Annotated in this window: 26 protein-coding genes and 2 pseudogenes; 19 read left to right on the top strand and 9 right to left on the bottom strand. The window is 66.3% G+C overall.

Annotated elements, in window-relative coordinates; genetic code table 11:
- Positions 1-8: 8 nt before the first annotated feature.
- Genes purT through ABQE89_RS02010 form a run of 5 tightly spaced genes read left to right on the top strand, consistent with a single transcriptional unit; the run spans position 9 to position 3,774 of the window.
- Positions 9-1,217 carry a formate-dependent phosphoribosylglycinamide formyltransferase gene (purT, locus tag ABQE89_RS02030; RefSeq protein WP_448413627.1) on the top strand — a complete coding sequence of 403 codons (1,209 nt, stop codon included), beginning with the start codon at positions 9-11 and terminating at the stop codon, positions 1,215-1,217.
- A 4-nt stretch (positions 1,218-1,221) separates the two neighbouring features.
- Positions 1,222-1,674 (top strand): Rv0361 family membrane protein, encoded by a 453-nt coding sequence (locus tag ABQE89_RS02025; protein WP_448413625.1) that lies wholly within the window; start codon positions 1,222-1,224, stop codon positions 1,672-1,674.
- A gap of 19 nt (positions 1,675-1,693) precedes the next feature.
- Positions 1,694-2,116: a rhodanese-like domain-containing protein gene (locus ABQE89_RS02020; protein WP_448413623.1), complete on the top strand. Its 423-nt coding sequence runs from the start codon at positions 1,694-1,696 to the stop codon at positions 2,114-2,116.
- Positions 2,113-3,327 (top strand): O-succinylhomoserine sulfhydrylase, encoded by a 1,215-nt coding sequence (locus ABQE89_RS02015; RefSeq protein ID WP_448413621.1) that lies wholly within the window; start codon positions 2,113-2,115, stop codon positions 3,325-3,327. The genes ABQE89_RS02020 and ABQE89_RS02015 overlap by 4 nt, the downstream gene beginning before the upstream one ends.
- Entirely contained in the window at positions 3,328-3,774 is a 447-nt protein-coding gene (locus ABQE89_RS02010; RefSeq protein WP_448413619.1) for a hypothetical protein, read from the top strand. It abuts the gene before it with no gap.
- Here ABQE89_RS02010 and ABQE89_RS02005 read toward each other — a convergent pair.
- On the bottom strand, positions 3,771-4,643 hold the full coding sequence (locus ABQE89_RS02005) for an SDR family oxidoreductase (protein WP_448413617.1): 873 nt from the start codon (positions 4,641-4,643) through the stop codon (positions 3,771-3,773). The genes ABQE89_RS02010 and ABQE89_RS02005 overlap by 4 nt on opposite strands.
- A 68-nt stretch (positions 4,644-4,711) precedes the next feature.
- On the opposite strand from ABQE89_RS02005, the gene ABQE89_RS02000 reads away from it, so the two are divergent.
- Both ABQE89_RS02000 and ABQE89_RS01995 read left to right on the top strand, forming a co-directional pair.
- Positions 4,712-5,215: a GNAT family N-acetyltransferase gene (locus ABQE89_RS02000; RefSeq protein ID WP_448414167.1), complete on the top strand. Its 504-nt coding sequence runs from the start codon at positions 4,712-4,714 to the stop codon at positions 5,213-5,215.
- 34 nt (positions 5,216-5,249) lie between these two features.
- Positions 5,250-5,540 (top strand): hypothetical protein, encoded by a 291-nt coding sequence (locus ABQE89_RS01995; RefSeq protein WP_448413615.1) that lies wholly within the window; start codon positions 5,250-5,252, stop codon positions 5,538-5,540.
- Here ABQE89_RS01995 and ABQE89_RS01990 read toward each other — a convergent pair.
- Positions 5,522-6,277 carry an MBL fold metallo-hydrolase gene (locus tag ABQE89_RS01990; protein WP_448413613.1) on the bottom strand — a complete coding sequence of 252 codons (756 nt, stop codon included), beginning with the start codon at positions 6,275-6,277 and terminating at the stop codon, positions 5,522-5,524. The two genes, ABQE89_RS01995 and ABQE89_RS01990, sit on opposite strands and share 19 nt — an antisense overlap.
- A gap of 37 nt (positions 6,278-6,314) precedes the next feature.
- On the opposite strand from ABQE89_RS01990, the gene fgd reads away from it, so the two are divergent.
- The 5 genes and pseudogenes from fgd to ABQE89_RS01965 all read left to right on the top strand — a co-directional run bounded on the left by fgd (position 6,315) and on the right by ABQE89_RS01965 (position 13,226).
- Positions 6,315-7,325 carry a glucose-6-phosphate dehydrogenase (coenzyme-F420) gene (fgd, locus tag ABQE89_RS01985; protein WP_448413611.1) on the top strand — a complete coding sequence of 337 codons (1,011 nt, stop codon included), beginning with the start codon at positions 6,315-6,317 and terminating at the stop codon, positions 7,323-7,325.
- A 28-nt stretch (positions 7,326-7,353) separates the two neighbouring features.
- Positions 7,354-9,429 carry a phosphate acetyltransferase gene (gene pta, locus ABQE89_RS01980; protein WP_448413609.1) on the top strand — a complete coding sequence of 692 codons (2,076 nt, stop codon included), beginning with the start codon at positions 7,354-7,356 and terminating at the stop codon, positions 9,427-9,429.
- The gene (locus ABQE89_RS01975) at positions 9,426-10,631 is read left to right on the top strand and encodes an acetate kinase (protein ID WP_448413607.1); all 1,206 of its coding nucleotides are present in this window, start codon (positions 9,426-9,428) and stop codon (positions 10,629-10,631) included. Before pta ends, ABQE89_RS01975 begins: the two co-directional genes overlap by 4 nt.
- A 122-nt stretch (positions 10,632-10,753) precedes the next feature.
- Positions 10,754-11,613, top strand: a pseudogene (locus ABQE89_RS01970) (hypothetical protein).
- Positions 11,614-11,981: 368 nt separating this feature from the next.
- On the top strand, positions 11,982-13,226 hold the full coding sequence (locus tag ABQE89_RS01965) for an IS110 family RNA-guided transposase (protein WP_448413605.1): 1,245 nt from the start codon (positions 11,982-11,984) through the stop codon (positions 13,224-13,226).
- 47 nt (positions 13,227-13,273) lie between these two features.
- On the opposite strand, the gene ABQE89_RS01960 is transcribed toward ABQE89_RS01965, so the two are convergent.
- From ABQE89_RS01960 to glnX, 4 genes are all read right to left on the bottom strand, one after another.
- On the bottom strand, positions 13,274-13,687 hold the full coding sequence (locus ABQE89_RS01960) for an STAS domain-containing protein (protein ID WP_448413603.1): 414 nt from the start codon (positions 13,685-13,687) through the stop codon (positions 13,274-13,276).
- A 240-nt stretch (positions 13,688-13,927) separates the two neighbouring features.
- Positions 13,928-16,186 carry a serine/threonine-protein kinase PknG gene (locus ABQE89_RS01955; RefSeq protein WP_448413601.1) on the bottom strand — a complete coding sequence of 753 codons (2,259 nt, stop codon included), beginning with the start codon at positions 16,184-16,186 and terminating at the stop codon, positions 13,928-13,930.
- Positions 16,186-17,160 carry a glutamate ABC transporter substrate-binding protein gene (locus ABQE89_RS01950; protein ID WP_448413599.1) on the bottom strand — a complete coding sequence of 325 codons (975 nt, stop codon included), beginning with the start codon at positions 17,158-17,160 and terminating at the stop codon, positions 16,186-16,188. The genes ABQE89_RS01955 and ABQE89_RS01950 overlap by 1 nt, the downstream gene beginning before the upstream one ends.
- Positions 17,157-18,476, bottom strand: a complete 1,320-nt coding sequence (glnX, locus tag ABQE89_RS01945) for a protein kinase G-activating protein GlnX (RefSeq protein WP_448413598.1) — start codon at positions 18,474-18,476, stop codon at positions 17,157-17,159. The genes ABQE89_RS01950 and glnX overlap by 4 nt, the downstream gene beginning before the upstream one ends.
- A 109-nt stretch (positions 18,477-18,585) precedes the next feature.
- Here glnX and ABQE89_RS01940 point away from each other — a divergent pair, with 109 nt between their 5' ends.
- On the top strand, positions 18,586-19,092 hold the full coding sequence (locus ABQE89_RS01940) for an NUDIX hydrolase (RefSeq protein ID WP_448413596.1): 507 nt from the start codon (positions 18,586-18,588) through the stop codon (positions 19,090-19,092).
- Here ABQE89_RS01940 and thiE read toward each other — a convergent pair.
- Positions 19,076-19,747: a thiamine phosphate synthase gene (thiE, locus tag ABQE89_RS01935; protein WP_448413594.1), complete on the bottom strand. Its 672-nt coding sequence runs from the start codon at positions 19,745-19,747 to the stop codon at positions 19,076-19,078. The two genes, ABQE89_RS01940 and thiE, sit on opposite strands and share 17 nt — an antisense overlap.
- 103 nt (positions 19,748-19,850) lie before the next feature.
- Between thiE and thiO the strand changes: the two genes are divergently transcribed.
- From thiO to thiG, 3 genes are read left to right on the top strand one after another with little or no spacing between them, the layout of a single operon-like run.
- Positions 19,851-20,927 (top strand): glycine oxidase ThiO, encoded by a 1,077-nt coding sequence (thiO, locus tag ABQE89_RS01930; RefSeq protein WP_448413592.1) that lies wholly within the window; start codon positions 19,851-19,853, stop codon positions 20,925-20,927.
- The gene (gene thiS, locus ABQE89_RS01925) at positions 20,924-21,121 is read left to right on the top strand and encodes a sulfur carrier protein ThiS (RefSeq protein ID WP_448413590.1); all 198 of its coding nucleotides are present in this window, start codon (positions 20,924-20,926) and stop codon (positions 21,119-21,121) included. The genes thiO and thiS overlap by 4 nt, the downstream gene beginning before the upstream one ends.
- On the top strand, positions 21,114-21,872 hold the full coding sequence (thiG, locus tag ABQE89_RS01920; protein WP_448413589.1) for a thiazole synthase: 759 nt from the start codon (positions 21,114-21,116) through the stop codon (positions 21,870-21,872). Before thiS ends, thiG begins: the two co-directional genes overlap by 8 nt.
- A 3-nt stretch (positions 21,873-21,875) precedes the next feature.
- On the opposite strand, the gene ABQE89_RS01915 is transcribed toward thiG, so the two are convergent.
- Together ABQE89_RS01915 and ABQE89_RS01910 are read right to left on the bottom strand one after the other, a co-directional pair.
- Positions 21,876-22,778: an SDR family NAD(P)-dependent oxidoreductase gene (locus ABQE89_RS01915; RefSeq protein WP_448413587.1), complete on the bottom strand. Its 903-nt coding sequence runs from the start codon at positions 22,776-22,778 to the stop codon at positions 21,876-21,878.
- A 34-nt stretch (positions 22,779-22,812) separates the two neighbouring features.
- Positions 22,813-23,691, bottom strand: coding sequence for an enoyl-CoA hydratase/isomerase family protein (locus tag ABQE89_RS01910; protein WP_448413585.1), 879 nt, complete (start codon positions 23,689-23,691; stop codon positions 22,813-22,815).
- Positions 23,692-23,697: 6 nt separating this feature from the next.
- On the opposite strand from ABQE89_RS01910, the gene ABQE89_RS01905 reads away from it, so the two are divergent.
- The 3 genes and pseudogenes from ABQE89_RS01905 to ABQE89_RS01895 form a co-directional block, all read left to right on the top strand.
- Positions 23,698-24,609, top strand: a complete 912-nt coding sequence (locus ABQE89_RS01905) for an ABC transporter ATP-binding protein (RefSeq protein ID WP_448413584.1) — start codon at positions 23,698-23,700, stop codon at positions 24,607-24,609.
- Entirely contained in the window at positions 24,606-25,361 is a 756-nt protein-coding gene (locus ABQE89_RS01900; RefSeq protein WP_448413582.1) for an ABC transporter permease, read from the top strand. The genes ABQE89_RS01905 and ABQE89_RS01900 overlap by 4 nt, the downstream gene beginning before the upstream one ends.
- 836 nt (positions 25,362-26,197) lie before the next feature.
- A pseudogene (locus ABQE89_RS01895) lies at positions 26,198-26,646 on the top strand (hypothetical protein); the annotation flags it as partial.

The following is a 26,646-nucleotide window of genomic DNA, read 5'->3' as shown; positions in this document are numbered from 1 at the left end:
GTTGCGACATGAGCGAACCGACTGAGGGCCCGCAGGACTCCGCCGTGATGCTGCTGGGTGCCGGTGAGATGAGCCGTGAACTGGCGTTGGCGTTCCAACGGCTGGGTACCGAGGTGATCGCGGTGGACCGGGACGCCGAGGCGCCCGCGTACCGGGTGGCAGACCGGTCCGAAGTCGTCGACCTCGGCGACGCCGACGCGCTGACCGCGGTCATCGCGAAGGACAAGCCGCGCTATGTCCTGGCCGAAACCGGCCTGGTGGCCGCCGAGGCGCTGATCGCGGTCGCCGAGAGCGGGTCCGTCGAGGTGTTCCCCACGCCCCGCAGCACCCGGCTCTCGTCGGACCGGGAGGGCCTGCGGCGGCTGGCCGCCGACGAACTGGGCCTGCCCACCGCCCCGTTCTGGTTCGCCGGCTCGGTGGAGGAGCTCACGGCGGTGACCCAACATGCCGGCCTTCCGCTGGTCGTCAAGCCGATCTCGGCGTCCCCCGGCGAAGGGGAATCGGTACTGGTACGCCAGGAGGACGTCGAACCGGCGTGGCGCCGCGCCGTCACCGCCGGCCGCGTGCCGACCGCCAGGGTGATGGCCGAGACGGTCGTCGAGGTCGACTTCGAGATCACCCTGCTCACGGTGCGGACCACGGGTCCGACGGGGCCGACGGTGCACTTCTGCGAGCCGATCGGTCACCGCCGCGTCGACGGTGAAGTGCTGGAATCCTGGCAGCCGCAGCAGTTGACGCCCGCGGCGCGCGACGCCGCCAAGTCGATCGCTGCACGCATCGTGAACTCGCTGGGTGGGCGTGGTGTGTTCGGCGTCGAACTGCTGGTCCGCGGTGACGAGGTGTACTTCGACAATGTCCGTCCCCGGCCCTCTGACACCGGGCTGGTGACACTACGCTCGCAACGACTTTCGCAGTTCGAGTTGCACGCCCGCGCGATTCTGGGGCTGCCGGTCGACACCATCATGATCTCGCCCGCCGCCGCCGACATCACCTACGCCGATGCCGCCGATGCCGATGCCACGACCGGCGCCGAGGACCTCCGCGCGGTACTCGCCGAGGCCCTTGACGTCGCCGAGAGCGACGTCAGGCTGTTGCGCCGGCCAGAGGAGACCGAGACGCGGCGATGCCTGGGGGTGGCGCTGGCGACCGCGCCCGATCCGATCATCGCCCGGGACAGGGCACGGCGGGTCGCCGCCGCGTTGCGACGGCTCCGGTGACGCCGTGACCGAACCCAATCCGGATCCCGAACCCGTCGACCGGCCGACCGCCCTGCCGTTTCTGGTGGCCTTGGCGATATTTGGGATCGTCGTGATCGCAATCGGGCTGCTGAACATCTTCGGCGGCGACGACCGCCCCGCCGACCAACAGGTCGCGACCGCCATCGTCGGGCAGAACGACGCGCTGCAGCGGCAGAACTACTCCGACTTCCGCGAATTCACCTGTCGGTCAGAGCAGCGCTCCGAGGCCGAAGTGATGTCCACTCAACGTGATTCAGAGAACAAGAAGGGCGCGCGATTTGTCGACGACGTCACCGAGGTGGCCATCGACGGTGATCGTGCCACCGCCAAGGTGACGTTCCACTTCGACAAGGCCCCGGACGACAAGACCGAAGTCGGCATGACGTTCGTGCGCGAGGACGGAGCGTGGAAGGTCTGCTCACCGGGCCCCAAGTAGCTGTGGGACACTCACGTTCGTGAGCTACGCCGGAGACATCACTCCCGAGGAGGCCTGGAAGCTGCTGAGCGAGGACCCCGAGGCCGTCCTGGTCGACTGTCGCACCGACGCCGAATGGCGATTCGTCGGGGTACCCGATCTGTCGGCACTGCGACGCGATGTGGTGTTCATCGAATGGAGCCGTTCGGACGGCACGCACAACGAACGCTTCGTCGACGAGCTGAAATCCGCGGGCGTCACACCGGAGGTGGGCGGGCAGCGGCCGGTGGTGTTTCTGTGCCGCTCAGGCAACCGTTCGATCGGCGCCGCCGAGGCCGCCACCGAGGCTGGAATCGCCCCGTCCTACAACGTGCTCGACGGTTTCGAGGGCCACCTGGACGAGAGTGGTCACCGTGGCGCCAGCGGCTGGAAGGCCGTCGGACTTCCGTGGCGGCAATCATGAGTTCGCAGAAGCCCTCCATCCGTACGCCGATCGAGCTTCCCGACGGAGTGAGCCAGGCCACCATCGGCGCGCGCGGCGGGATTCTGCGCTCGGGCTTCGACGAGACCGCGGAGGCGATGTACCTCACCTCCGGCTACGTGTACTCGTCCGCGGCCGAAGCGGAGAAGGCGTTCACCGGGGACATCGACCGTTACGTGTATTCGCGCTACGGCAACCCGACCGTGTCGATGTTCGAGGAACGGTTGCGGCTCATCGAGGGCGCCCCGGCCTGTTTTGCCACCGCCACCGGAATGGCTGCGGTGTTCACCTCGCTCGGTGCGCTGCTGGCCGCCGGAGACCGACTGGTGGCCGCACGCAGCCTGTTCGGGTCGTGCTTCGTGGTGTGCAACGAGATACTGCCGCGCTGGGGTATCGAGACCGTGTTCGTCGACGGTGAGGATCTGGCGCAGTGGGAGGCGGCCCTGTCGGTGCCCACGCAGGCGGTGTTCTTCGAGACACCGTCCAACCCGATGCAGTCGCTGGTGGACATCACGGGCGTGTGCGAGATGGCCCACTCCGCAGGCGCGAAAGTGGTGCTGGACAACGTGTTTGCCACGCCGATCCTGCAGAGGGGGATTCCACTCGGTGCCGACGTGGTGGTGTATTCGGGCACCAAACACATCGACGGCCAGGGCCGGGTGCTCGGCGGAGCGATTCTCGGCGACGAGCAGTACATCGACGAGTCGGTGCAGAAACTGATGCGCCACACCGGTCCCGCGCTGAGTCCGTTCAACGCCTGGACGCTGCTGAAGGGATTGGAAACCCTTGCGGTGCGGATGGAGTATCAGAATGCCTCCGCGCAACGCATCGCCGAGTTCCTGGAGAGTCATCCGGCGGTGAGTTGGGTGCGTTATCCGTTCCTGCGGTCCCATCCGCAATACGACCTGGCCCGGCGGCAGATGACCGGCGGCGGGACCGTCGTGACGTTCGAACTCAAGGATGCGAGCAAGGCGCGGGTGTTCGAGGTGCTCGACAAGCTGACGATCATCGACATCTCCAACAACCTCGGGGACTCCAAGTCCCTGGTCACCCATCCGGCCACCACCACGCACCGGGCGATGGGCCCGGAGGGCCGCGCCGCGATCGGACTCGGTGACGCGGTGGTGCGGATCTCGGTGGGGCTGGAGGGCACCGAGGATTTGATCGCCGACATCGACCGGGCTCTGAGCTAGGTGTCCCGCCGGGATTCGGCGCAGGCCAGACGTCAGAAGGCGGAGGCCAAGAAAGCGCGCAGGCGTAAACGGCAGGCCGACCGCGACGCCCGGTGGATCCCCGATGAAGTGCTCGACGGGTTGTCCGGCGACATCGAGTTGGCCGCCGTGCTGGAATCCTTCGACGAGCGGATCACCGAGCGCGGCTGGGTCTTTGACGAGGACTCCTCCGACGACGAGTCCGCGTTGTGGTGCTTTCCGGACTCGGCGATCCAGACCGATGACGACGACGTCGTCGCGGCGACGACGGTAGTGCTGATCGCCGACGAGGGTGCCGAGATCGCGCACGTCGTGTTCGTCGGCACGACCGACGATTACCAGTTCAACCTCGACGAACTGTTCGAGTGTCTCGACGTCGTCGAGGCCTACCGGTTCGGCGACCCGGCGCCGACGTTCCAGGTCGCCTAGCCGCCTGCGGTCTCGGATGGCCCTTCGACGACGCCCTGGGCGGCCCGCGCCCGCTGTTCGTAGTTCTGCCGTGCTGTGGTGTCGAAGTCCAGGAACACCCGGTCGAGGCCCAGCTTCTTGTTCATCCAGCGACGTCCGCGCGGTCCGAGCAACTGCGCGGCCTGCGCGGTGAACCGCAGCGGCGCGGGCACCGACACATGAGTCTTCGGCTTCTCCAGCGTCCTGACGACGGCCTTGGCGATGTCCTCGGGCTCGACGGGTTTGATCGCCCCGCCGCTCGCGGTGCCCGAGATGAGTTCGGTGTTGGTGAACGGCGGCATCACCACCGAGACGTCGACGCCGTGCGGAGCGACCTCGTCGGCCAGCGCCGCGGACAACCCCACGACACCGAACTTCGCGCCCACATAGACCACCTGCCCGGGCACCGGGATCAGGCCCGACAGCGAGGCGATGTTGACGATGTGCCCACGGCGCCGCGCGATCATGTCGGGCAGCACCAACTGGCAACCGGTGATCACGCCGTAGAGGTTGACCTCGATCGAGGACCGGATGGCCTGCTCGGACTGGTCGAGGAACGGGCCGATGGGCATCACGCCCGCGTTGTTGATCAGCACGTCGATGTGCCCGCCACCATCGGTGCGCGCCTTGTCCAGGAAGGCCGCGAACGACTCCCGGTCGGTGACGTCGAGCGGATAACCCGACACCGGCCCCAGTTTGGTCAGTTGTGCCACCGCCGACTCCTGGAAGGCGACGTCGCGGTCCCCGATGACCACCCGGGCCCCGCGCGCCAACAGCGCTTTCGCGGTGGCGTAGCCGATGCCGCGGGCGGCGCCGGTGATCGCGACGGTCTTGCCGCTGATGTTGTCCATGGGGCCAAACTTTACACGTGTCAAGTTTGGTGTGGAATGCCTTGCGGACATCGGTGTTGGATCTCTACATGAAGGCACGTGACGGTGGCGCCGCGCTCGATCGGCTCAGGTTCGTGGCGGTCGGCCAGCACGACCCGCTCGTCGAACCCCTGCTGGCGGAGCTGGCGGTCGAATACGCGTCCCGGTACGGGGGCAGCGAGGAAGCGGTGTCTCGGTGGCTGCGCAACCATCCGCCCGAGGACTTCGCCGCGCCCGACGGTGGCCTGCTGATCGGGCTGTGGGACCACGAGCCCGTCACCGGCGGAGCGTTTCGCCGCTTCGATGCCGCCACCGCCGAACTCAAGCGCATCTGGACCGACAATCGCTACCGCAGAAGGGGATTCGCGAAGGCGCTGTTGGCCGAACTGGAGACCCGGATCGCGGCCCGCGGCTATCGGCAGGCGTATCTGACCACCGGTGACCGTCAACCCGAGGCGGAACTGCTCTATCTGTCCGCGGGCTACCGCCGGCTGCCCGAGCCGCTGCCCGCCGAGGGCGAGGTCTACCCCGTCGCATTCCAGAAGACCCTGTGAGCGCAGCCGATAGGCTGGCGGGATCGGCCTGGCGATGTCACAGATGACAGTGGGGTGGTTGCTGCTGGCAGCCGCCGTGCTGACGTTCGTGTTCGGCTTCGCGTCCCGGGCGTTCATCGGCAACCGCCGCGACACCAGGTTCGTGCGCGCACTCGTGCGGATCTTCCGAAAGACGGGGGTGGCGCGGGTGTTGTTCGGACAGTTCGAAGACGACGTGCTCAACGACGACGAACTCGACAGCATGATCCTGATGCCGACGGTGGTGCTGGCCTGCGGGTTGTGCCTGACCGCGATCTTCCTGCTCGGCTACGACACGCTGGCTTGACGTCGCGCCCGCTCTGCGGCCTCGCGGACCGGGCCCCGCCACACCGGGCCGTGACCCGGAAGCATCACGTCGGTGTCCAGCAGCGCCAGCGCGGCCAGGCTGCGCACGCAGCCGTCAGGGTCGTGGTTGAACAACCGCGGCAGCAGCTGCGGGCCGGTGCGCGGAGCCAGCGGGTGCCCTGTCACCAGTGCGTCACCGCTGACCAGCACCCCGTCGACGATGAACGAGCAGTGCCCGCCGGTGTGGCCGGGCGTGGGAATCGCCATCGGCGTGCCGGGCAACCCGGCGGCGACCTGTTCGGTCAGCGCCTGCGCGCTGGGAATGCCGTCGCGGGTCAGCGCGCCCTTGCGGGTGATCGCCAGCGACCACGCGAGATAGCGCGGCTGCCAGATGTGTTTGGCGATGTTGACGGGTGAGGCCTGCTCCAGGTACTCACGCTTGGAATGGCCGACCTCCGAGGCGTGGCAATACACCGGTGTGCCATGGTTTTTCGCAAACCAGATGGCCGAACCGAGATGGTCGACGTGTGCGTGGGTCAACAGGATCGCCCGCAGGTCGTCGACACCGAAGCCGAGCCGGCCCATGGTGGCCAACACGTCGTCGCGGCTGCCGGGGAAGCCGGCGTCGATCAGCATGACGCCGTCGCCGTCGGCGACCAGGGTCCAGTTGACCAGGTCGGTGTGGGCGAAATGGACGGCGTCGGTGATCCGAACGAGCTCGGGCATGGTCGGTGCCATCCGGCGAGTGTAGGAGCGGTGGGGTAGAAACGAACACGTGGCTGAACTCAAACTCGGATACAAGGCGTCGGCGGAGCAGTTCGCGCCTCGCGAACTCGTCGAACTCGGCGTCGCGGCCGAAGAGCACGGCATGGACAGCGCGACGGTCAGCGACCATTTCCAGCCGTGGCGCCACGAAGGGGGTCATGCGCCGTTCTCGCTGGCCTGGATGACCGCGGTGGGTGAACGCACGAAACGGCTGATCCTGGGCACGTCGGTGCTGACGCCGACGTTTCGCTACAACCCCGCCGTGATCGCCCAGGCGTTCGCGACGATGGGGTGTCTGTATCCGGACCGGGTCTTCCTCGGGGTGGGCACCGGTGAGGCGCTCAACGAGATCGCCACGGGCTACGAGGGCGACTGGCCCGAGTTCAAGGAACGGTTCGCCCGGCTGCGCGAGTCGGTCAGGCTGATGCGGGAGTTGTGGCTCGGTGACCGGGTGGACTTCGACGGCGAGTACTACCGCACCAAGGGCGCCTCCATCTACGACGTGCCCGAGGGTGGCATCCCGGTGTACATCGCCGCGGGCGGGCCCGTGGTGGCCAAGTACGCCGGCCGCGCGGGCGACGGCTTCATCTGCACCAGCGGCAAGGGCCCGGAGCTCTACCAGGACAAGCTGATCCCGGCGGTCAAAGAAGGCGCCGAGGGCGCAGGCAAATCCGTCGATGACATCGACAAGATGATCGAGATCAAGATCTCCTTCGATCCCGACCCGAACCTGGCGCTGGAGAACACCCGGTTCTGGGCGCCGCTGTCGCTGACCGCCCAACAGAAGCACAGCATCGACGACCCGATCGAGATGGAGAAGGCCGCCGACGAGCTGCCCATCGAGCAGGTCGCCAAGCGGTGGATCGTCGCCTCCGATCCCGACGAGGCGGTGGAGAAGGTCGGCCAGTACGTCGACTGGGGCCTCAACCATCTGGTGTTCCACGCCCCCGGGCACGACCAACGCCGTTTCCTCGAGCTGTTCAAGAAGGACCTGGCGCCCCGGCTGCGCAGGCTCGGCTGACCGGCGCCGTTGCCTTAGGCTGACACGCGTGGCTGAGCGCTACTCGGGGATCTACGTCGCCTCGCCGGAGGGCGACACCGGCAAGTCGACGATCGCGCTAGGCATCCTGCACCGGCTGGTGGCCACCGTCGCCAGGGTCGGCGTCTTCCGTCCGATCACCCGTCGCGGCGAGAAGCGCGACTACATCCTGGAGCTGCTGTTGTCGCAGGCCGCCACGGACCTCTCCTACGAGGACTGCGTCGGCGTCACCTACCAGCAGTTGCACGAGGATCCCGAGGCGGCCATCGGTGAGATCGTCGACCGATATCACCGCGTGGCCGACCAGTGCGATGCGGTGCTGATCGTGGGTAGCGACTACACCGACGTCGCCGCGCCCAGCGAGCTGTCGACCAACGCGCGTATCGCGGCCAACCTGGGAGCGCCGGTCGTGCTGGCGGTCAAGGCCAAGGGCCGCAGCCCGGAGCAAGTGGCGGAGATCGTCGACATCTGCCTGGCGGAAATCGCCGCGCAGCACGCACACACGGCGGCGGTGGTGGTCAACCGGGCCGACCCGGACGCGATGGGAGCCGTGGCCGCCGCGCTGGAGCAAGTCGCACCGAAGTCGTATGTGGTACCAGAAGAGCCGCTGCTGGTTGCCGCATCGGTGGCCGAGCTGCAGGACGCGGTGGAGGGCACGCTGCTCAGCGGTGATCCGGCGCTGCTCTCGCGTGAGGCGATGGACCTCATGGTCGCGGGTATGACAGCCGAGAGGGTCCTCGAGCGGCTGTCGGAGGGGGTGGCCGTCATCGCCGCCGGTGACCGCTCCGATGTGGTACTAGCATTGGCCAGTGCCCATGCCGCCGAAGGCTTTCCGTCATTGTCCTGCATCATCCTCAACGGCGGTCTGGAACTTCACCCGTCGATCGCCGCTCTGGTGGAGGGTCTGGGGTTGCGGCTGCCGATCATCGCCACCGGGTTGCGTACCTTCGAGACCGCCAGCCGCGTGGCCTCTGCGCGTGGCCGGGTGACGGTGACCTCGATACGCAAGATCGACACCGCGATAGCGCTGATGGAGGAACACGTCGACGTCGCGGATCTGTTGGACCACTTGGCGATCCCCATCCCCGCGGTGGTCACCCCACAGATGTTCACCTACCAACTGCTGGACTGGGCGCGGTCGGACCGCAAGCGCATCGTGTTGCCCGAAGGTGAGGACGACCGGATCCTCACCGCGGCAGGCCGACTCCTGCACCGTGGGGTGGCCGACCTGACGATCCTGGGCGACGAGACGCTGATCCGCTCCCGGGCAGCCGAACTCGGTGTGGACCTGTCGGCCGCCCAGGTGCTCGACCCGAAGACGAGCGAGCTGTGCGACAAGTTCGCCGAGCAGTACGCGGAGTTGCGAAAGCACAAGGGCATCACCGTCGAACAGGCCCGCGAGGTCATCCACGACGTGTCCTATTTCGGCACCATGATGGTGCACAACGACATGGTCGACGGCATGGTGTCGGGGGCGCGGCATACCACCGCCCACACCGTGCGACCCGCGTTCGAGATCATCAAGACCCTGCCCGATGTGTCGACGGTGTCCAGCATCTTCCTGATGCTTTTGGCAGACCGGGTGCTGGCCTACGGTGACTGCGCGATCGTGCCGGACCCGACGGCCGAGCAGTTGGCCGACATCGCGATCTCCTCGGCGCGCACCGCAGCCACTTTCGGCATCGAACCCCGGGTGGCCATGCTGTCGTACTCGACCGGGACCAGTGGCACCGGTGCCGACGTCGACAAGGTCAGGGCGGCAACGGAGTTGGTGCGCGAGCGGGAACCCGACCTGCTGGTCGACGGACCCATCCAGTATGACGCGGCGGTGGAACCGTCGGTCGCGAAGACGAAGATGCCCGATTCCAAGGTCGCCGGTCGGGCCACCGTGCTGATCTTCCCCGACCTCAACACGGGCAACAACACGTACAAAGCGGTGCAGCGCAGTGCCGCTGCGATCGCGATCGGGCCGGTGTTGCAGGGGCTGAACAAACCGGTCAACGACCTGTCGCGGGGAGCGCTTGTCGAGGACATCGTCAACACCGTGGCGATCACCGCGATCCAGGCGCAGGGGGATAACCGTTGACCGGGCGACCGCGCACGGTGCTGGTGGTCAATTCGGGCTCGTCGTCGTTGAAATGTCAACTCATCGACCCTGATTCGGGTGTATCGCTGGCCGACGGCACGGTGGAGCGGATTGGCGAGGACTCCTCGCTGGCGGGGATGACCGTCGGTGAGCGCGAGACCAGGCGCGACGGCCCGGCCATCGCCGATCATGAGCACGCGCTGCGCACCGCTTTCGATCTGCTCGACGAAGCCGGCGCGAGCCTGGACACGTTCAACCTGGTTGCGGTGGGCCACCGCGCGGTACACGGCGGGCGTGCCTTCTATGAGCCGACCCCGGTGACCGACGAACTGATCGCGAAGATGCGCGAACTGGCCCCGCTGGCGCCGCTGCACAATCCTCCCGGTGTGCTCGGCATGGAGGTGGCGCGCAAGATCCTGCCCGGTCTGCCCCACATCGCGGTATTCGACACGGCCTTCTTCCACGACCTGCCCGCTGCGGCCGCCACCTACGCCATGGATCGGAAAGTAGCCGAGCAGTGGCACATTCGCCGCTATGGGTTTCACGGCACGTCGCACAAATTCGTCAGCGAGCAGGCGGCGGAATTCCTCGACGCCCCGCTGGGATCGCTGAACCAGATCGTGCTGCATCTCGGCAACGGCGCTTCGGCGTCGGCGATCGTCGGAGGGCGGCCAGTGGACACCTCGATGGGGTTGACCCCACTGGAAGGCCTGGTGATGGGTACCCGCCCAGGTGACATCGACGCCGGCATCATCTTCTATCTGACCCGCACCGCGGGCATGACCGTCGACGAGATTGACACCATGCTCAACCGCCGTTCTGGGGTGTTCGGGCTCGGCGGCGAGATCGACTTTCGCGAATTGCACGCGCAGATCGACAACGGCGACGCCGCAGCGCGGTTGGCCTACGACGTGTATATCCACCGGCTGCGCAAGTACATCGGCGCATACCTGGCGGTGCTCGGGCATACCGATGTCATCGTCTTCACCGCCGGCGTGGGTGAGAACGACGCGGTCGTGCGCCGCGACGCGCTGACCGGTCTGACGGGCCTGGGTGTCGAACTCGACGAGCACCTCAACGACAGTCCTGCTCGTATCGCGCGGCGCATCTCTGCCGAGAAGTCGCCGACGGCGGTGCTGGTGATCCCCACCAACGAGGAACTGGCGATCGCCCGCGAGTGCATTACGGTGCTGGCTTCCTAGGCGCCGCGTCGAGTGTGCGCCCACGGCGGGAAATCCGGCGAAAACCCGCCGCCTGTGCACAGTCAGAGCCCTAGACGCACAGTGGACCTCTGACTGTCGGATTCACATGCCAGTGTCGCGGCATGGGGGGCTTGAAGATACCGTTCGTCGGCAGTGAGGCTCTTGTTGCCTGCGCCGTCAACCGACATCAATTGCGGACGCGATATCGCGCGCTGTTTCCGGATGTCTACGTGCCGCGGCCAAGCCGTCGCTTCGGGAGCGCATCGCGGCGGCATGGCTGTGGTCACATCGACAAGCGACGATCGCCGGCCTGGCCGCTGCGGCGCTGCACGGGACCAAATGGATCGACGCGGACACACGAGTAGAACTTGTCCACACCAACGCGCGGACGCCGGCGGGCATCCTCGTTCGTCGCGATGCGCCGCTCGATGACGAAGTCATGATGATCGACGGCCGCGCGGTCACGACGCCCGAGCGCACCGCCTTCGATCTCGGTAGGCGGGGAAAGCTGCGCTCCGCGGTCGCCCGGTTGGATGCACTGGCTCGCGCCACCGATTTCAAAGTCGCAGACGTCCTTGCCATCGCGGAGCGACACCCCGGTGTCCGCGGACTGCGCCAGCTTGAAACCGCACTGGATTTGATGGACGCCGGCGCCCAGTCGCCGAAGGAAACCTGGGTGCGCCTGGTCCTCATCGAGGCGGGGTTTCCGCGCCCGCAGACCCAGATTCCGGTGTTCGGGCCAGACGGATGTCCGATCTATTACCTCGACATGGGCTGGGCGGAGTTGATGTTGGCCGTGGAGTACGAGGGCCGCGACCACCAGACCGACCGACCACGGTATGTCCGCGACATCAAGCGTCTGGAGTACGTGGAACGGGAGCGGGGGTGGACGATGGTGCGGATTGTCGCCGAGGACCGCGACCGCGATGTCATCGAACGGGTCGGTCGCGCCTACGCCATTCAGACATCGGTTGTGCGGTGACGGCGTTCAGTGTGCGCGTAGGGCGCGATTTCGCCGCCAGACCCGCCGTGGACGCACACTCGAGGCTAGCTTCTCACGGGCTTCGCCCCGCCGTGGTGGACGAAAATCTGTTGGTCCCCCTGGTCGGGCACGTGGTTGTGTCGGCAGTGGCCCGAGGTGATGCTGATGGGGTGTTTCGGTCGACCCCGGTCGCTCTATGTTGCCGTGTGAGCCCGCAGGCTAGCTTGGGGTGGAGGGCACATCTTGTCCACGGGAACCGTGGAATGTTGCCAGCGAGCACGAGTGTCAGTTTCCTGTTTCACTCCCGCCCTCCCCGAAACACCCTCCACAACAACGAATTACGGCACATCAGATTGAGGTGATGGGTGATGGATGTGATGCACCCGCGGTGCGCGGGGATCGACTGTTCGAAGAAGGACGCCAAGGTCTGCCTCCGGGTGCAGGGCCAAGGCCGACCACAGGCCACGTCCGCGACGGTGACGACGTGGGGTGCGGTGACCAGCCAGATCCTGGCGCTACGTGAGCACCTACTAGCGGCGAAGGTCACCTGTGTGGTCATCGAATCCACCAGTGACTATTGGAAACCGTTTTACTATCTGCTCGACGACGGACTGGACGTGGTGCTGGTCAACGCCGCCTCGGTGCGCAACCTGCCCGGCCGTAAGACTGACGTCTCTGATGCCGCGTGGCTGGCCGATCTGGGCGCCCATGGGCTGGTGAAAGCGTCGTTTGTTCCTCCGCCTCCGATCCGGGCGTTGCGGGATCTGACGCGCACCCGCACCGTGATCACCCGCGAGCGCACCCGCGAAGTGCAGCGACTGGAGAAACTGCTCGAAGACGCCGGGATCAAGTTGTCCTCGGTGGCCTCCAACATCACCGGCGTTTCCGGGCGCGCCATGCTGGAGGCGTTGATCGCCGGGCAACGCGATCCTGCCGTGCTCGCCGAGCTGGCCCAACGCCGGATGCGGTCGAAGATCCCAGCCTTGACCCAAGCCCTGACCGGACGATTCAACGACCACCACGCGTTCATGGCGCGACTGTTCTTGGACCGCATCGACGCCCACACCACCGACATCAGTCGACTCGATGAGCGGATCGAGGAGGCGATGGAACCTTTTCGCCCCGCCCGGGAGCTGCTGATGAGCATCCCGGGATTCTCCCGGATCGTGGCTGAGGTGTTCATCGCCGAAACCGGCGGTGACATGAGCGTGTTTCCCACCGCCGGACACCTGGCTTCCTGGGCGGGAGTCTCACCCGGTTCCCACGAGTCCGCCGGTCGAGTGAAGTCGACCAAGACCCGGCCTGGCAATCGCTACCTCAAAGGCGTCCTCGGAATCGCTGCGCTCTCCGCCGCCCGCTCCAAAAACACCTACTTCGCCGCCAAATACAAACGGATCGCCACACGCCGCGGCCCGATGCGCGCCATCGTCGCCATCGAACACGCCATGATCATCGCCGCCCACAACATGCTCACCAACGGTGACTTCTACCGCGACCCCGGCGCCGATTACTACACCAAACACGTCCCCGCCAAGACCAAGGCCCGCGCGGTCAGTCAACTCCAAGCTCTCGGCTACCGAGTCACCCTGCAACCACTCACCCAATCCGCATAACCCCACCACACAGCCGGGTCACCGGTTGTGGTCACCCAATTTTCGTGTCAGGCGAGCGTGCCTACCTCGTCGAGCACCGACCGCGACTCCTCCACCGGGAGCACACCGTCGTGATCGCACACCATCAACAGCCGGCGGACCTGTCGTCCCGCGCGCACCGTCCACGTCATCCCGTAGCGACTGCAGGTCATGTTGATGTTGTGCAGCGCGGCGAACCCGTCGGTGCCGAAGAAGTCCACCAGCCGAAGGTCGAGCACCAGATGCGACGATCCGGCGACCTGGCGTTCGATGTAGCCGCACAGCATGCGGCTGTTGGTGGCGTCGATCTCGCCTTCGACGGTGACCACGACCGTGGACGGCATCGGATGATGCGCGCAGAACACCCCTCGCTGGTGGGTTTCCCGGACATCAAGAGCGCGGGGATCCGGCCGGAAAACCCGACAGGTAGTAGAAACAGCCATTGCTGGCCTCCCTCAGCCGAACACACATTCGTACCGTGGTGGCTGTGAACTCAACCTGACGAGAACGCTACTACGGAATCCGCGGCTCCACCATGACTACAGCGGATCTTCGTAATGGCCGCTGACCTCGGATTATTGCGGGCGCACAGACTTTCGGCGTCGACACACTGCCTCGTGTCGATCCGGCAGCTACGGATTCCGTCGTTGCTGCGTTGCCGGTGCCGTGTCCACTCGGTGAGGTCAGAACGTGCTCGTGGGACGCACGCTGTTCGCCAGGTCCACCAGTGCATAGCGATGCGACTGAGTCGGCGCCACCCGCGCGAGGCTGCGCAGCGCAGCTTCGACCCCCAATTGCAGACCGTGCTCGGTGAAGGGGAACCCGAGGATGTGGTTGGTGCTCGCGGTGTTGTCGGCCAGCCAGTCCATCGCGGTGCCCAACACCAGCGCCCGGATCTGCAGCACCCGCGGTTCGGTGTCGGGTAACGCCTCCACCCTGCGGGCGGCGTCGCGGATGTGCTGCTCGGTGATCTCGCTGGTCGAGCGGCCGGACAGCAGGGTGACCGCGCTGGTCAGCCGCGCCGTGGTGAAATGCCGCGACATGGCGGGCACCTGGTCGAGTGTGCGCACCGCGGCGTCGCGGTCACCGGCCGCCGACTGCGCGCGGGCCAATCCGAAGCCCGCCGAGATGATGCCGTTGTCCGTCGACCACACCGTCTCGTAGAACTTGCGTTGCAGGCCCTCGTTGGAACCGGCCAGTTCGGCGGTGGCGGCCAACGCCAGCTTCGGAGCCAACTCGCCCGGCAGAGTGTCGAGCACCTCGGTGAAATGCTTTATCGCCGAGTCATAGTCGGCGGTCAGCACCTCCGACACCGCACGGAACCACGCCAGCCGCCAGCTCCATCCCACCCGGTCGGCCAGCTCGTCGAGCTTGCGGGTGGCCTTGGCGACGTCGCCGAGATCGAGCAGCGCGCGCACCTCCATCAGCGGCAACTCCACCGACTCCGACAGGTCGATGCCCTCGGAGTCCAGTGCGCCGTGTCGGGCCGCGCGTAACTGGTCCAGGGTCTGGACGGGCTGGCTCAGTACGCTGGCCGACAACACCGCCGCCCCCACATCGGTGGGATCGACCAGCGGCACCTGCAGCGCCCTGACGATCTCCTGCGCAGTCAGCTTCTCCGAATGCACCTGCCCGTCGAGGTACACATCGGTGTGCGCGACCAGTAGATCGATCCCGAACGTCGAGCGGGTGGGCGAGAACACCGTCGACAAGCCGGGTCGCGGAACCCCGGTGTCCTGGGCGACGACTTCGCGCAGCACACCGAGCAACTGGCTCGACATCTCGTCGGTGGTGGCGAACCGCCGCCGGGGATCGGGATCGATGGCGCGGCGCAACAGCCTGCCGAACGAGTCGTACTGTGCGAGCACCGGATCGTCCTCGGGCAGACCGTCGACGTAGCGGCCCCTGCGGGTCCGCAGATTCAACGTCAGCGCCGCGAGCGTGCGGCCCACCGTGTAGATGTCGGTGGCCACCGTCGGTCCGGTGCGCACGATCTCGGGTGCCTGATATCCCGGTGTGCCGTAGAGGTAGCCGAACGAGTTGATCGTCGACACCGCCCCGAGGTCGATCAGCTTGAGCTGCTCCTCGGTGATCATGATGTTCTCGGGCTTGAGGTCGTTGTAGGTCAGACCGATCGAGTGCAGATACCCCAGCGCGGGCAGGATTTCCAGCATGTAGCCGATGGCCTGAGCGACAGGCAGTTTCGTACCCTTGGCCTGTTTGAGTGAGGTACCGCCGACGTACTCCATCACGATGTAGCCGACGGGGTTGGCGTGCTTGTCCTCGTGCTCGACGAAGTTGTAGATCTTGACGATCCCCGGGTGGGTCACCTCGGCGAGGAACTGCCGCTCGGCCATCGCGATCTTCTGCGCTTCGGCGTCGCCGGAATGCACCAAACCCTTGAGCACGACCGGACGTTGGTTGACGTTGTGGTCCAACGCCAGATACACCCAACCCAAACCGCCGTGGGCGATGCAGCCCTTGATCTCGTACTGGTCGGCAACCATGTCGCCCGGATTCAGTTGCGGCAGGAAGGAATACGCGCTTCCGCAATTGGGGCACCAGCCCTCCGACTGCGCTGGGGCGTCGTCAGACGACCGACCGACCGGGCGGCCGCAGTTCCAGCAGAAGCGTTTGGACTCGGCGACCACCGGGTTGGTCATCAACGCCTCGAGCGGATCCTTGGCGGGCACGCGGGGGATCTCCACCAGGCCACCGCCGAGGCGGCGGGTCCGCGACAACGCCCGGGTGACCGTGGTGTGGTCGTGGGGTTCGGTGTCGCCGGTGCCCGCCGAGGTGCTGTCGAGGTCGTCGTCGTCGAACTGCGGACGGTAGACCGCTTGGGTGGCCATCGGCCGCACCGTGGAGGCCGAATCCATGGTGAGCTCGTCGAGGTCGGCCGGCTGGGTCCCGGCCGTCGGCTCCTCCTGCATGTCCGACATCAGCCCGAATACCTCGGGACCGGGGGCGCGGGCGCCGGACCCAGCACCGTTAACCACTTGCGGTACAGCGCGTTCCACGTCCCGTCCCGCCGAATGCGCTCCAGGGTCCCGTTGACGAAGCGGACCAACCCGGTGTTCTGCAGGTTGATGCCGATCCCGTACGGCTCCTGGTTGAGGCTGGGACCCACGATGTGCAGGTAGGGATCCTGGGCCATCAGGCCGGCCAGTATCGAGTCGTCGGTGCTGACCGCGTCGACCTGCAACTGCTGCAACGCGACCAGGCAGTCCGCCCACGTCACGACGCCGACGATGATCGGCGGCGGGGTGATCTGGCGCATCCGTTCCAGCGAGGTGGTGCCCTTGGCGACGCATACCCGCTTGCCGGACAGGTCCGACGGCTGCGAGATCGCCGAATCGCGCGGTGCCAGGATCCGCTGGTTGGCGGTCAGGTACACGGTGGAGAAGTTGACCAGCTTCTTGCGCTCGCAGGTGATCGTCATGGTCTTGACGACGACGTCGACCTGGTTGTTCTGCAGCGCCGCGATGCGGTCGGCCGACGACAGGATGCGGTATTCCACCTGGGAGGGCGTGCCGAAGATGTCGCGGGCGATCTCGCCCGCGATGTCGACGTCGAAGCCGGTGATCTGGCCGGTGATCGGGTCGCGGAAGGAGAACAGGTTGCTGCCGATGTCCAGGCCGACGATGAGCCGTCCGCGCGCGCGGATGTTGTGGACGGCGGCGTCGGCCTCGGTCTGGTTGGTGAACGGGCGCAGGCTGGCGGTGCGATTGCAGTCGTCATCGTCGTCGAGGGCGCGCGCCGGTTCCGGTGGCAGTTCCTCCATGCCCTCCGGCGTCGGCGGCGCCAGGGCGACGCCGGGCATCGGTGTCGTCGCCGCCACCTGGGCGCAGCCCGCCAGCATCGCGGCGACCAGCAGGGCCGCGAGCTTGCCGGGTAGGTGACCCACGATTCTCATCCGTATTCACTCAACCTCGGCCACAGGCCCAGCGCCAGCGCGACGGCGGCCACGACGCTGAGTACCGCGGCGCCGACGGTCGCGCCCGAGAGCACCCGGTAGGCGCTGACGATGTTGTTGCGGAGCTGGCTGCGGCTCTCCTCGATGCCTTCGGTCAGCGCCTCGTCGAGGCGGTCGAACGCGGGGGTGGAGTCGTCGTCCCCGGTGCCCAACGCGACCTGTGTGGCGGCCTGGTAGTTACCCACGCTGATGTAGGCGTTGATGCGATCGTCCGCGGCGCGCCACCGCTTGAGCAATTGCTCGGCGTCGGCGAGGTCGCTCTTGTCGATCGCGTCGTCGCGCGCGAGATACTCCGAAAGTTGTTCTTGCATCATGTCGATGCGTTGGTAGTAGGACTGCTTGCGGACCTCTTCGTCACCGCGCCGGATCAGCGACAGCGTCTCGTCGGCTCGCGCCTGCTGGGCGGTGATGGCCAGGTTGGTGATGGTCTTGAGGGATTGGGCCGCGGTGTCTTTGGCACTGCGGCTGTCGGCGGTGGAGACGATCAGCGCGGTGCCCACCCACACCAACATGATCAGCACTGCCAGACCCCCGGCGACCAATCCGATGTTGATGCGCCTGCGGGTGCGGCGGGCCAGCCAGCGGTTGGCGAACACGCCGAACAACAACGTGGCCAGTACCACCAGGATCACCGGCCCGGGGATGCGCGCCGACGCCGTCGTCTCGGCGTCCACTCGCGACGACGTCGCCTCGTAGAGACGCTCGGCGCGCGGCAGTATCTCGCTCTGCATCAGCGCCGACGCCTCCGACAGATACGACGAGCCGACGGGATTTCCGGCCCGGTTGTTGGTGCGCGCGGTCTCGATCAACCCGGTATACACGGAAAGTTCGGCGTTGACGCGGCCGAGGAGTTGCACCAGCTCTTCGTCGGTCAGACCGCTGGAGGCGCGGGTGACGGCGACCGACGCGTCGGTGATGGCCTGTTCGTAACGGTGGCGCACCGGACGCGGTTCGGCCCCGGCGATGAACGCGGTGGCGGCCGCGGCATCGGCCACCGACAGCGTCGTGTACAGCTGTCCGGCGGCGAACGCCAGCGGCTCGGTGTGGTTGAGAACGGTGGTCAGCGCCTGTTGGCGGTCATTGATCGTGGTCGAGGTGGCGAACGCGCTGGCGATCACCAGAGCGGTGAGGACGAAACCGATGGTCAGGATGCGGCCGGGGGTGGTCCAAAAGAACCACCAGCGCGGGTGCGCCGGTGTGGTGGGCGATCGCGACGCGAGCGGCTCGGTCGACGGGTGCGCCAACTCCACAGTCAATGCGCGCGGACCTCATCTCGGTGCTTCCGGGCGGTCGTTCCGGCCGGTGTCAACTCTATAAAAGAATCCTAAGAGTTTCACGGAGCACGCGCGTCCGTATCCTGAAGCCGTGCGTGGCGACGGTGATGGCTGGGTCATGTCCAATGGTGTGGCGTTCTGGGGAAGGCACGGTGCGGCGGGTCTGCTGTTGCGGGCGCCGCGTCCGGACGGCATGACCGCGGTGCTGTTGCAGCACCGCGCGCCGTGGAGCCACCAGGGCGGCACCTGGGGATTGCCCGGCGGCGCGCGTGACAGCCACGAAACGGCCGAGCAGGCCGCGGTTCGCGAGGCCCACGAAGAAGCCGGCCTGGTGGCCGAGCAGATCACGGTGCGCAAGATCGAGGTCACCAAGGAGATTCAGGGATCCGGCGGCGTCGTCGAGTGGACCTACACGACCGTCATCGCCGATGCCCCCGAACTGCTGGCCACCACACCCAACCGGGAGAGCGCCGAATTGCGGTGGGTGGGCCTCGACGACGTGTCGGCGTTACCGCTACATCCCGGTTTCGCGGACAGCTGGCGGCGACTTCGCGAGCTGACGGCCTCCATCCCGCTGCTGGTCAACCGGCAGGGTTGAGCGCTTCCTTCAGGCGGCGGGCCGCCGCGCGTGGGTCGTCGGCGGCGGTGATCGCCCGCACCACCACGATCCGGCGGGCACCGGCGGCCAGAACGTCTGTAACCCGTTCGGTATCGATGCCGCCGATCGCGAACCACGGCTTGTCGGTGTGCATTTCGGCGGTGGCGCGCACCAGGTCGAGACCCGGCGCGGGGCGGCCGGGTTTGGTCGGGGTGGGCCAGCACGGGCCGACACAGAAGTAGTCGACGTCCTCAGCGATGGCCGCGGCCACTTGGTCCCGGTCGTGGGTGGAGCGTCCGATCACCACGTCGGGTCCCACGATGCCCCGCGCGACCGGCAGCGGCAGGTCGTCTTGACCGAGGTGCAGCACGTCGGCGCCGGCGGCCAGGGCGATGTCTGCCCTGTCGTTGACGGCCAGCAGCGCATGGTGGCGTCGGGTCGCGTCGGCGATCGTGGCCAGCGCCTGCAGTTCCTCGCGGGCCTCCAACGGGCCGAACTGGCGCTCGCCAGGCGAACCCTTGTCCCGTAACTGGACGATGTCGACGCCGCCTGCGAGCGCCGCGTCGACGAATTCCGCGAGGTCACCGCGCTCCCGTCGGGCGTCGGTGCACAGATACAGCGAAGCGGTGGCGAGGCGTTGAGGGGCTTTGTGCACACCGTGACGCTAGCGACTACGGTGGGTAACTGACACGGGAGTCCCGGGATCGAGGACTGAGAGTGGGCACGTCCTGCCCTTACCGTCACACCTGATCCGGATCATGCCGGCGAAGGGAGGGGTTTTGGTCAAGGGATCACTAGCGGTTGTCGGTGGTGGCGTCATCGGCTTGTCGGTCGCGCGCCGTGCGGCATTGGACGGATGGGCCGTTCGGGTGCACCGCAGCGATGTCCGTGGCGCGTCGTGGGTGGCCGGCGGCATGCTGGCACCCCACAGTGAGGGCTGGCCAGGCGAAGAAGGGCTTCTGCAACTCGGCCTGGCGTCGCTTGCGCTGTGGCGCGGGCCGTTTCTGGACGGCCTGCCCGAAAGTGTCGTGACGGCCCGCGAGTCGTTGGTGGTCGCTGTGGACAGGGCCGATGCCACCGACTTGAAGACCGTCGGCGAATGGCTGGCCGCACAGGGGCATCCGGTTGAGTTGACCAACACCGCGCGCGATATCGAACCGCTGCTCGCGCAGGGCATTCGGCACGGATTTCGCGCGGAAACGGAGCTGGCAGTAGACAACCGGGCGGTCGTCGAAGCGCTCGTCTCGCACTGTGACCGGCTCGGCGTGCAGTGGGCGCCACCGGTATCCGATCTCGCCGACGTCAACGCCGACACCGTCGTCATCGCCAACGGCGTCGACGCACCGACACTGTGGCCGGGTCTGCAGATCCGGCCGGTCAAGGGCGAGGTTCTTCGCCTACGCTGGCGACGAGGATGTATGCCGGTGCCGCAACGGGTGATTCGGGCTCGTGTCCACGGCCGTCAGGTGTACCTGGTACCTCGCCGCGACGGGGTGGTCGTCGGCGCGACGCAATACGAACACGGTCGTGACACGGCGCCGGCGGTCACCGGTGTGCGTGAGCTGCTCGACGACGCGTGTGCCGTGATGCCCTCGCTGGGTGAGTATGAATTCGCCGAGTGTGCAGCAGGTTTGCGGCCGATGACGCCGGACGGCCTGCCTCTTGTCGGACGCCTCGACGAGCGGACGCTGGTGGCCGCGGGGCACGGGCGCAACGGCTTCCTGTTGTCGGCATGGACGGCCGAGGCCATCGTGGGGGAACTGAATGGCGTACCGGTGCCCGAGGCGGGCTTGGTGGGGGTGAGCGCGGATGCGAAGAGTGGAGGCTTTCGATGAAGGTCACTGTGAACGACGAACCTGTCGAAGTGGACGATCAGACGACAGTCGCGATGTTGTTGGAGAACATGGGCTTTCCGGAGAAGGGGATTGCGGTGGCGGTGGACTGGTCGGTGCTGCCGCGCTCGGAGTGGGACACGCCGCTGTCCGACGGTGTGCGGGTGGAAGTGGTGACGGCGGTGCAAGGTGGCTGATTCGAAATTGACCATCGGGGGCCGCGAGTTCGGCTCCCGGCTGATCCTGGGCACCGGCGGCGCGGCGAACCTCGCGGTGCTCGAGGAGGCGCTCATCGCATCCGGGACGGAGCTGACCACCGTGGCGATGCGCCGCGTCGACCATGAGGGCGGCACGGGTGTGCTCGACCTGTTGAACCGGCTGGGCATCACGCCATTGCCGAATACGGCCGGGTGTCGCGGCGCAGCAGAGGCGGTACTGACCGCTCAACTGGCGCGCGAGGCGTTGGGCACGGAGTGGGTGAAGCTGGAAGTGATCGCCGACGAGCGCACGCTGCTGCCCGACGCAGTCGAGTTGGTCAGGGCTGCTGAGCAGTTGGTCGACGACGGGTTTATCGTGTTGCCCTACACCAACGACGACCCGGTGTTGGCCCGCCGCCTCGAAGACACCGGTTGTGCGGCGGTGATGCCGTTGGGCTCGCCGATCGGGACGGGTCTGGGTATCGCCAACCCACACAACATCGAGATGATCGTCGATCAGGCGTCGGTACCGGTGATCCTCGACGCCGGCATAGGTACGGCCAGCGATGCCGCCATGGCGATGGAATTGGGTTGCGATGCAGTTCTTTTGGCTAGTGCGGTGACGCGATCTGCCAACCCGCCGATGATGGCAGCAGCGATGGCGGCCGCCATCACCGCCGGATATCTGGCCCGGCGTGCCGGCCGAATCCCGAAGCGGTTCTGGGCACAGGCGTCCAGCCCGTCGCTGTAAGGCCTATGACGTCGGGTTTGGCCGAAGCCACCCACGTTTGCCGAGTTCGGGATGCAAGACGTCGTCGTGCCACAGCACGCATCCGGTGGTGACGGCGGGATCGGCGAGTGCCACCCGCACGGTGGCTTCGGCGAAATCATCTGCATTGGCCCAGTCGGTCTCATCTGGAATTGCCACCAGATTGCCAGGTGTCAGTATCGGTGCCGACGGCAGCAAGGCGTTGACCGCGATGCCGTGATGGTGCATTTCCACTGCGACCGATTGGGTCAGGTGTTGCAGCGCAGCCTTGTTCGCGCCGTAAGCGATCGGACCAGCCGCGTCGGACTGGGTGTACGGACCTTCACCCGGTACGAATGCGGCCTGAGATCCGATGTTCACGATGCCGCCGCGGCCCGATTCGATCATGTCCGGAATCACAAGTTGCATCAGTCGGTATGAGGCGAACACACCGATTTCGAAGTGCAAGCGAAACGCCTTGAGTGGCAGGTCAACGAATGCGGCCGGACGTATGACGTCCGCGGCTTGTGTCGATGCGGGTGATGCCGGCGGGCGCGTTGAGCGCTGGCCTTCCGGTGTCGGTCGGCCCGGCGTGGTGAGGGCGGCGTTGTTGACCAACAGGTCGACCGGACCCAATTCGCTTCGCGCGGTTTCGTACACGCGCTCAATGTCTTCGGGACGCGACAAATCCGCCGCGACGGCGATTGCCTTCCCGCCCGCACGCGTGATGTCGTCCACGACTTCGTGGATCGTCCCCGGATGCAGCGGACTCCACTCGGTTTCGGTTCTGGCCACCACCGCGACCGCGGCGCCTTCACGGGCGAACGTGACGGCGATCGCCTTGCCCATTCCGCGACTGGCGCCCGTCACGATCGCGACACGACCGTCCAGTCGCCGGGATTGCGTCATTGCACAGCCTCCATTTGCTTGGTGACGACCGTCGTCAGCCGAGGGGGTTCCAGTGGGGTTGGCGCTTCTCGGCGAAGGCGGTCAGTGCCTCTTGGGTGTCGCCCGTTTGCGAGCACATGATCTGCGTACGATTCTCGAGGTCGATCGCGTGCCGAAGCGATGGAGCGTCGACGTTCTGCCAGAAGGTTTGCTTCGTCATCCAGACCGACATCGGCGAATTCTTGGAGATGTCGCGGCAGATCTCGACCGCGCGGTCCACGACGCTGCCGTCGTCGACGACCTCGAGGACGAGGCCGATGTCTTTGGCCTCCTGTGCCTCAAAGATGCGGCCGGTCAACATCAGTTCTGCCGCTCGTGACGCTCCCACAAGTCGCGGCAGGAAATAGCTGGTACCCATGTCGCATGCCGAGATACCGATGGTGATGAACACGGCGCCAAAACGGGCGGCCGGCGTCGCCAGTCGAATATCGCTCGCGAGCGACAGCGAGAATCCGCCACCGACGGCAACACCGTTGATCGCGGCCACTACCGGCGGTCGAAGATTGTGGATCTTCTCGTGCAGCGACGCGATCTTCTCCTGTAAAGCGAACATTCCGCTGACGTCATCGACGGCAAGACTCGTATCGGTGAGGTCGGCCCCCGAACAGAAGCCGCGCCCGGCGCCGGTGAGCACGATAGCCCGCACAGACTTCGAGGAGTTCAATTCGGTTAGAGCCGCGTGCATCTCGTCGATCATGCCCACAGCCAGCGCGTTGAGCTTTTGTGGCCGGTTCATGGTCATGACCATGATTCCCGGTTCGGCTTCCTCGACGTTGAGTTCAGACACCGGCGGTTCCTCTCCTGATGCGTCTAGGGCCGCACTATAGGCGGCGGGCACCGGACTGTCCGGGCGGCCGCCGAAGCGTGTCATCATGGCCGGATGATCGAGTTGGCTGGGCTGACCAAGGTGTTCGGTCGAACTCGCGCGGTCGACGGACTGACCTGCTCGATCGAGCCAGGTGTCGTCACCGGGTTCCTGGGGCCCAACGGGGCGGGGAAGACCACCACGATGCGGCTGATCCTGGGACTGGATCGACCGACGGCGGGCACGGCCACGATCGACGGACAGCCCTACCGTCGGCTGAACAATCCGTTGCGCACAGTCGGGGCTTTACTCGACGCGCGGCAGGCCCATCCCAACCGTTCTGCTCGAAACCATCTGCGCTGGATGGCGGCGACAAACCGGATTCCGGGAAAACGGGTTGACCGGGTCCTGGAGATGGTCGGTCTGGAGTCCGTCGCTGACAAGAAGGCGGGCACACTGTCGTTGGGCATGAGCCAGCGGCTCGGCATAGCGGGGGCGCTGCTCGGTGATCCGGCGGTGTTGCTGTTCGACGAACCGGTCAACGGGCTGGACCCCGAAGGGGTCCGATGGGTGCGCACGCTGATGCGATCGCTGGCGGGTGAGGGGCGGACGGTGTTCGTCTCCAGCCACTTACTTGCCGAGATGGCCAATACCGCTGACCGTTTGGTGGTGATCGGAAAGGGCAGGTTGATCGCGTCGACGACGGTCACCGAGTTCATCAGCAGATCGGGTGCCGATGTCGTCCGGGTGCGCAGCCCGCAGATGGCCGCGCTCCACGGTGTTCTCGTGCAGGCGGGTTTGACCGCCCAGCAGGCACCGGGCGACTCCGCCCTGCTGGTGCGTGGCGCGCGGATCGAGGTTGTCGGTGAACTGGCGGCTCGTCACGGAATAACCCTGCACGAGTTGAGCGCTCAACAGGCTTCACTCGAAGAGGCATACATGAAGATGACCGACGACGCCGTCGAGTATCGGACGGCGAAGCCATGAGCATGGTTGGCCTTCTCAACGCCGAGCGGATCAAGATGCTGACCACGCGATCCACGCTGTGGATCGCCGCCACGGTCGCTGCGCTCAGCCTGGTGCTGGCGGCAGCCCAGGGGGCACTCGCCCATACCGAGTCGCCGCTGCCACCAGAACGCACGGCAATCGGCATTGCGGTGTTCGGGGTGCCGGTGTTGATGGTGTTGGCCTCGATGACCATGACGGCCGAGTACCGGAGCGGAATGATCCGCACCACGTTCATCGCCGCCCCGGCGCGCACAATGGTGCTCGTCGGTAAAGCGACCGTGGTGGCGGTGTTTTCGGCCGTCTACGCCGGCCTCATGGCGATCGGGTCCGTGGTGATCGCACGGCTCTTCGCCACATCACGGGCGGCCACCGTGTCCTTGGCGTCGCCCGACGCCCAGCGGGTGGTTGTCGTCATCGCTGTTTACGCAGCACTGGCCGCGGTGCTGGGGGTCGCTGTCGGCGCAATTCTGCGTGCAGCGCCCGGCGCCGTCGCGGTGCTGTTGCTGTGGCCGTTGGTCGTCGAACCGATGCTGGCCAACTTGCCCGACGTTGGTACCGCGGTCGGGCCTTACCTGCCGTTCGGGAACGTCTTCATCGCTGCCGACGTGCCGTGGCTGTATCCGGTGTACGACATGCCGTGGGGTCCGGGCGGTTCGCTGCTCTACTTCGCGGCGTTGGTCGCGGCGGTTCTCGGGGCTGCGATCGTCGTGTTGAACGCCCGAGACGCCTGACGCCGCCCCTCAGCAGCGCGTCCGCGGATTGCGCTGATCGGCGTCATCACCTATGCCACAGCGGGTCTGGGGCAAAGTCACGCCTGAGGCGTCCGTGACGCAAGGGTCGCGAGAAGACCACTCTGAGGTCGGCGTGAAGCAGGGGTACCAAGGCTCTTGCACCCGCAAGTATCTGCGGGTTCGTCAATTTACCCACCCCGTCCGGGGCGGTGTCCCGAAGTTGCAATCGGAAAATTCTGAGGATGAGTCAGCAAACTATCTAGTTCTTTAGCGTAACGAAACAGAGTGTTTGCTGGTTTAGGGATCTGTGAACCACGGTGACCGGGAATGCTGAACGCCGTGGCGGGTGCAGTGATCTTGACGGCACACGGGGAAGGCCGGTAGTGCACTGAAACTATGCGCCATTTTTACAGTTAGCGCCGTTTTGAGCGATAGATATCCAACCATACGGTCGGGTTTCCGGCCCTCAAGATCGCGGTATGGCACTGGGTCGTCCGGCCTGAATGGGCGATCTGGCGGCCAGCGTTGGGTGTGGTTTCTAGCTTCGCTAGCCCATTGAGTGGCGCAAACCACATTGCGTGTGGCAAAATCCCGCGGTGGGACAGAACTCCCGAAATTGGGAGATCTTTTCCAGCGCCGACAGTGCGGGCAGGCAGGTCTTTCAACGAAGAGAGGTCGGGTCAATGGGTGAGCGGAAGCCGCGGGGTAGACATCGGGCACCGAGTCGACGGCAATCAATGTTCGAGTTGCCTCAGGGCGGACGTCGTGTTGCCCCGTCAAAGCAGAACCCGTTGATAAAGAGCCGAGGTATCGGCGCGACGCTTTTCGCCGGTGGCATGGCCATCGCGCTGGGGGCTTCGACTCTGGCGGTGCCGACGCCCGTGCAACTCATGTATGCAGAAGCACAGTTGCCGAGCGGTTCCTGGTTCGCGCCGAGGATGCCCGAAACCTTGATGACCGAGGGCGTGTCGGAAGTCCGGTTCCCCGAAAACCGCCCCGGAAGCTCCTCAGATGGTTCGTCGTCGGGTTCATCCTCTGGTTCGTCGTCCGATGGCGACTCGGACTCGGACGTGGGCTCTGACTCAGATTCGGAGACCTCCTCCGGAGGTGGATTGATCGGTGGCGCCCGGACGGGGGGAGGGGGCGTTTCCACCAACAACCTGATCGGTGGCGTTCTGGACGGAACTTTGGGCGACGTTCTGGACGGGACTGTTGGTGATGTTCTTGATGGGACGTTAGGTGATGTTCTTGATGGGACGTTGGGTGACGTTGTTGACGGCACGCT

This window comes from Mycolicibacterium sp. XJ1819 (assembly GCF_053483675.1).
Note: the sequence above shows the minus strand (reverse complement) of the source record. Positions and strands in the feature narration are given on the sequence as shown.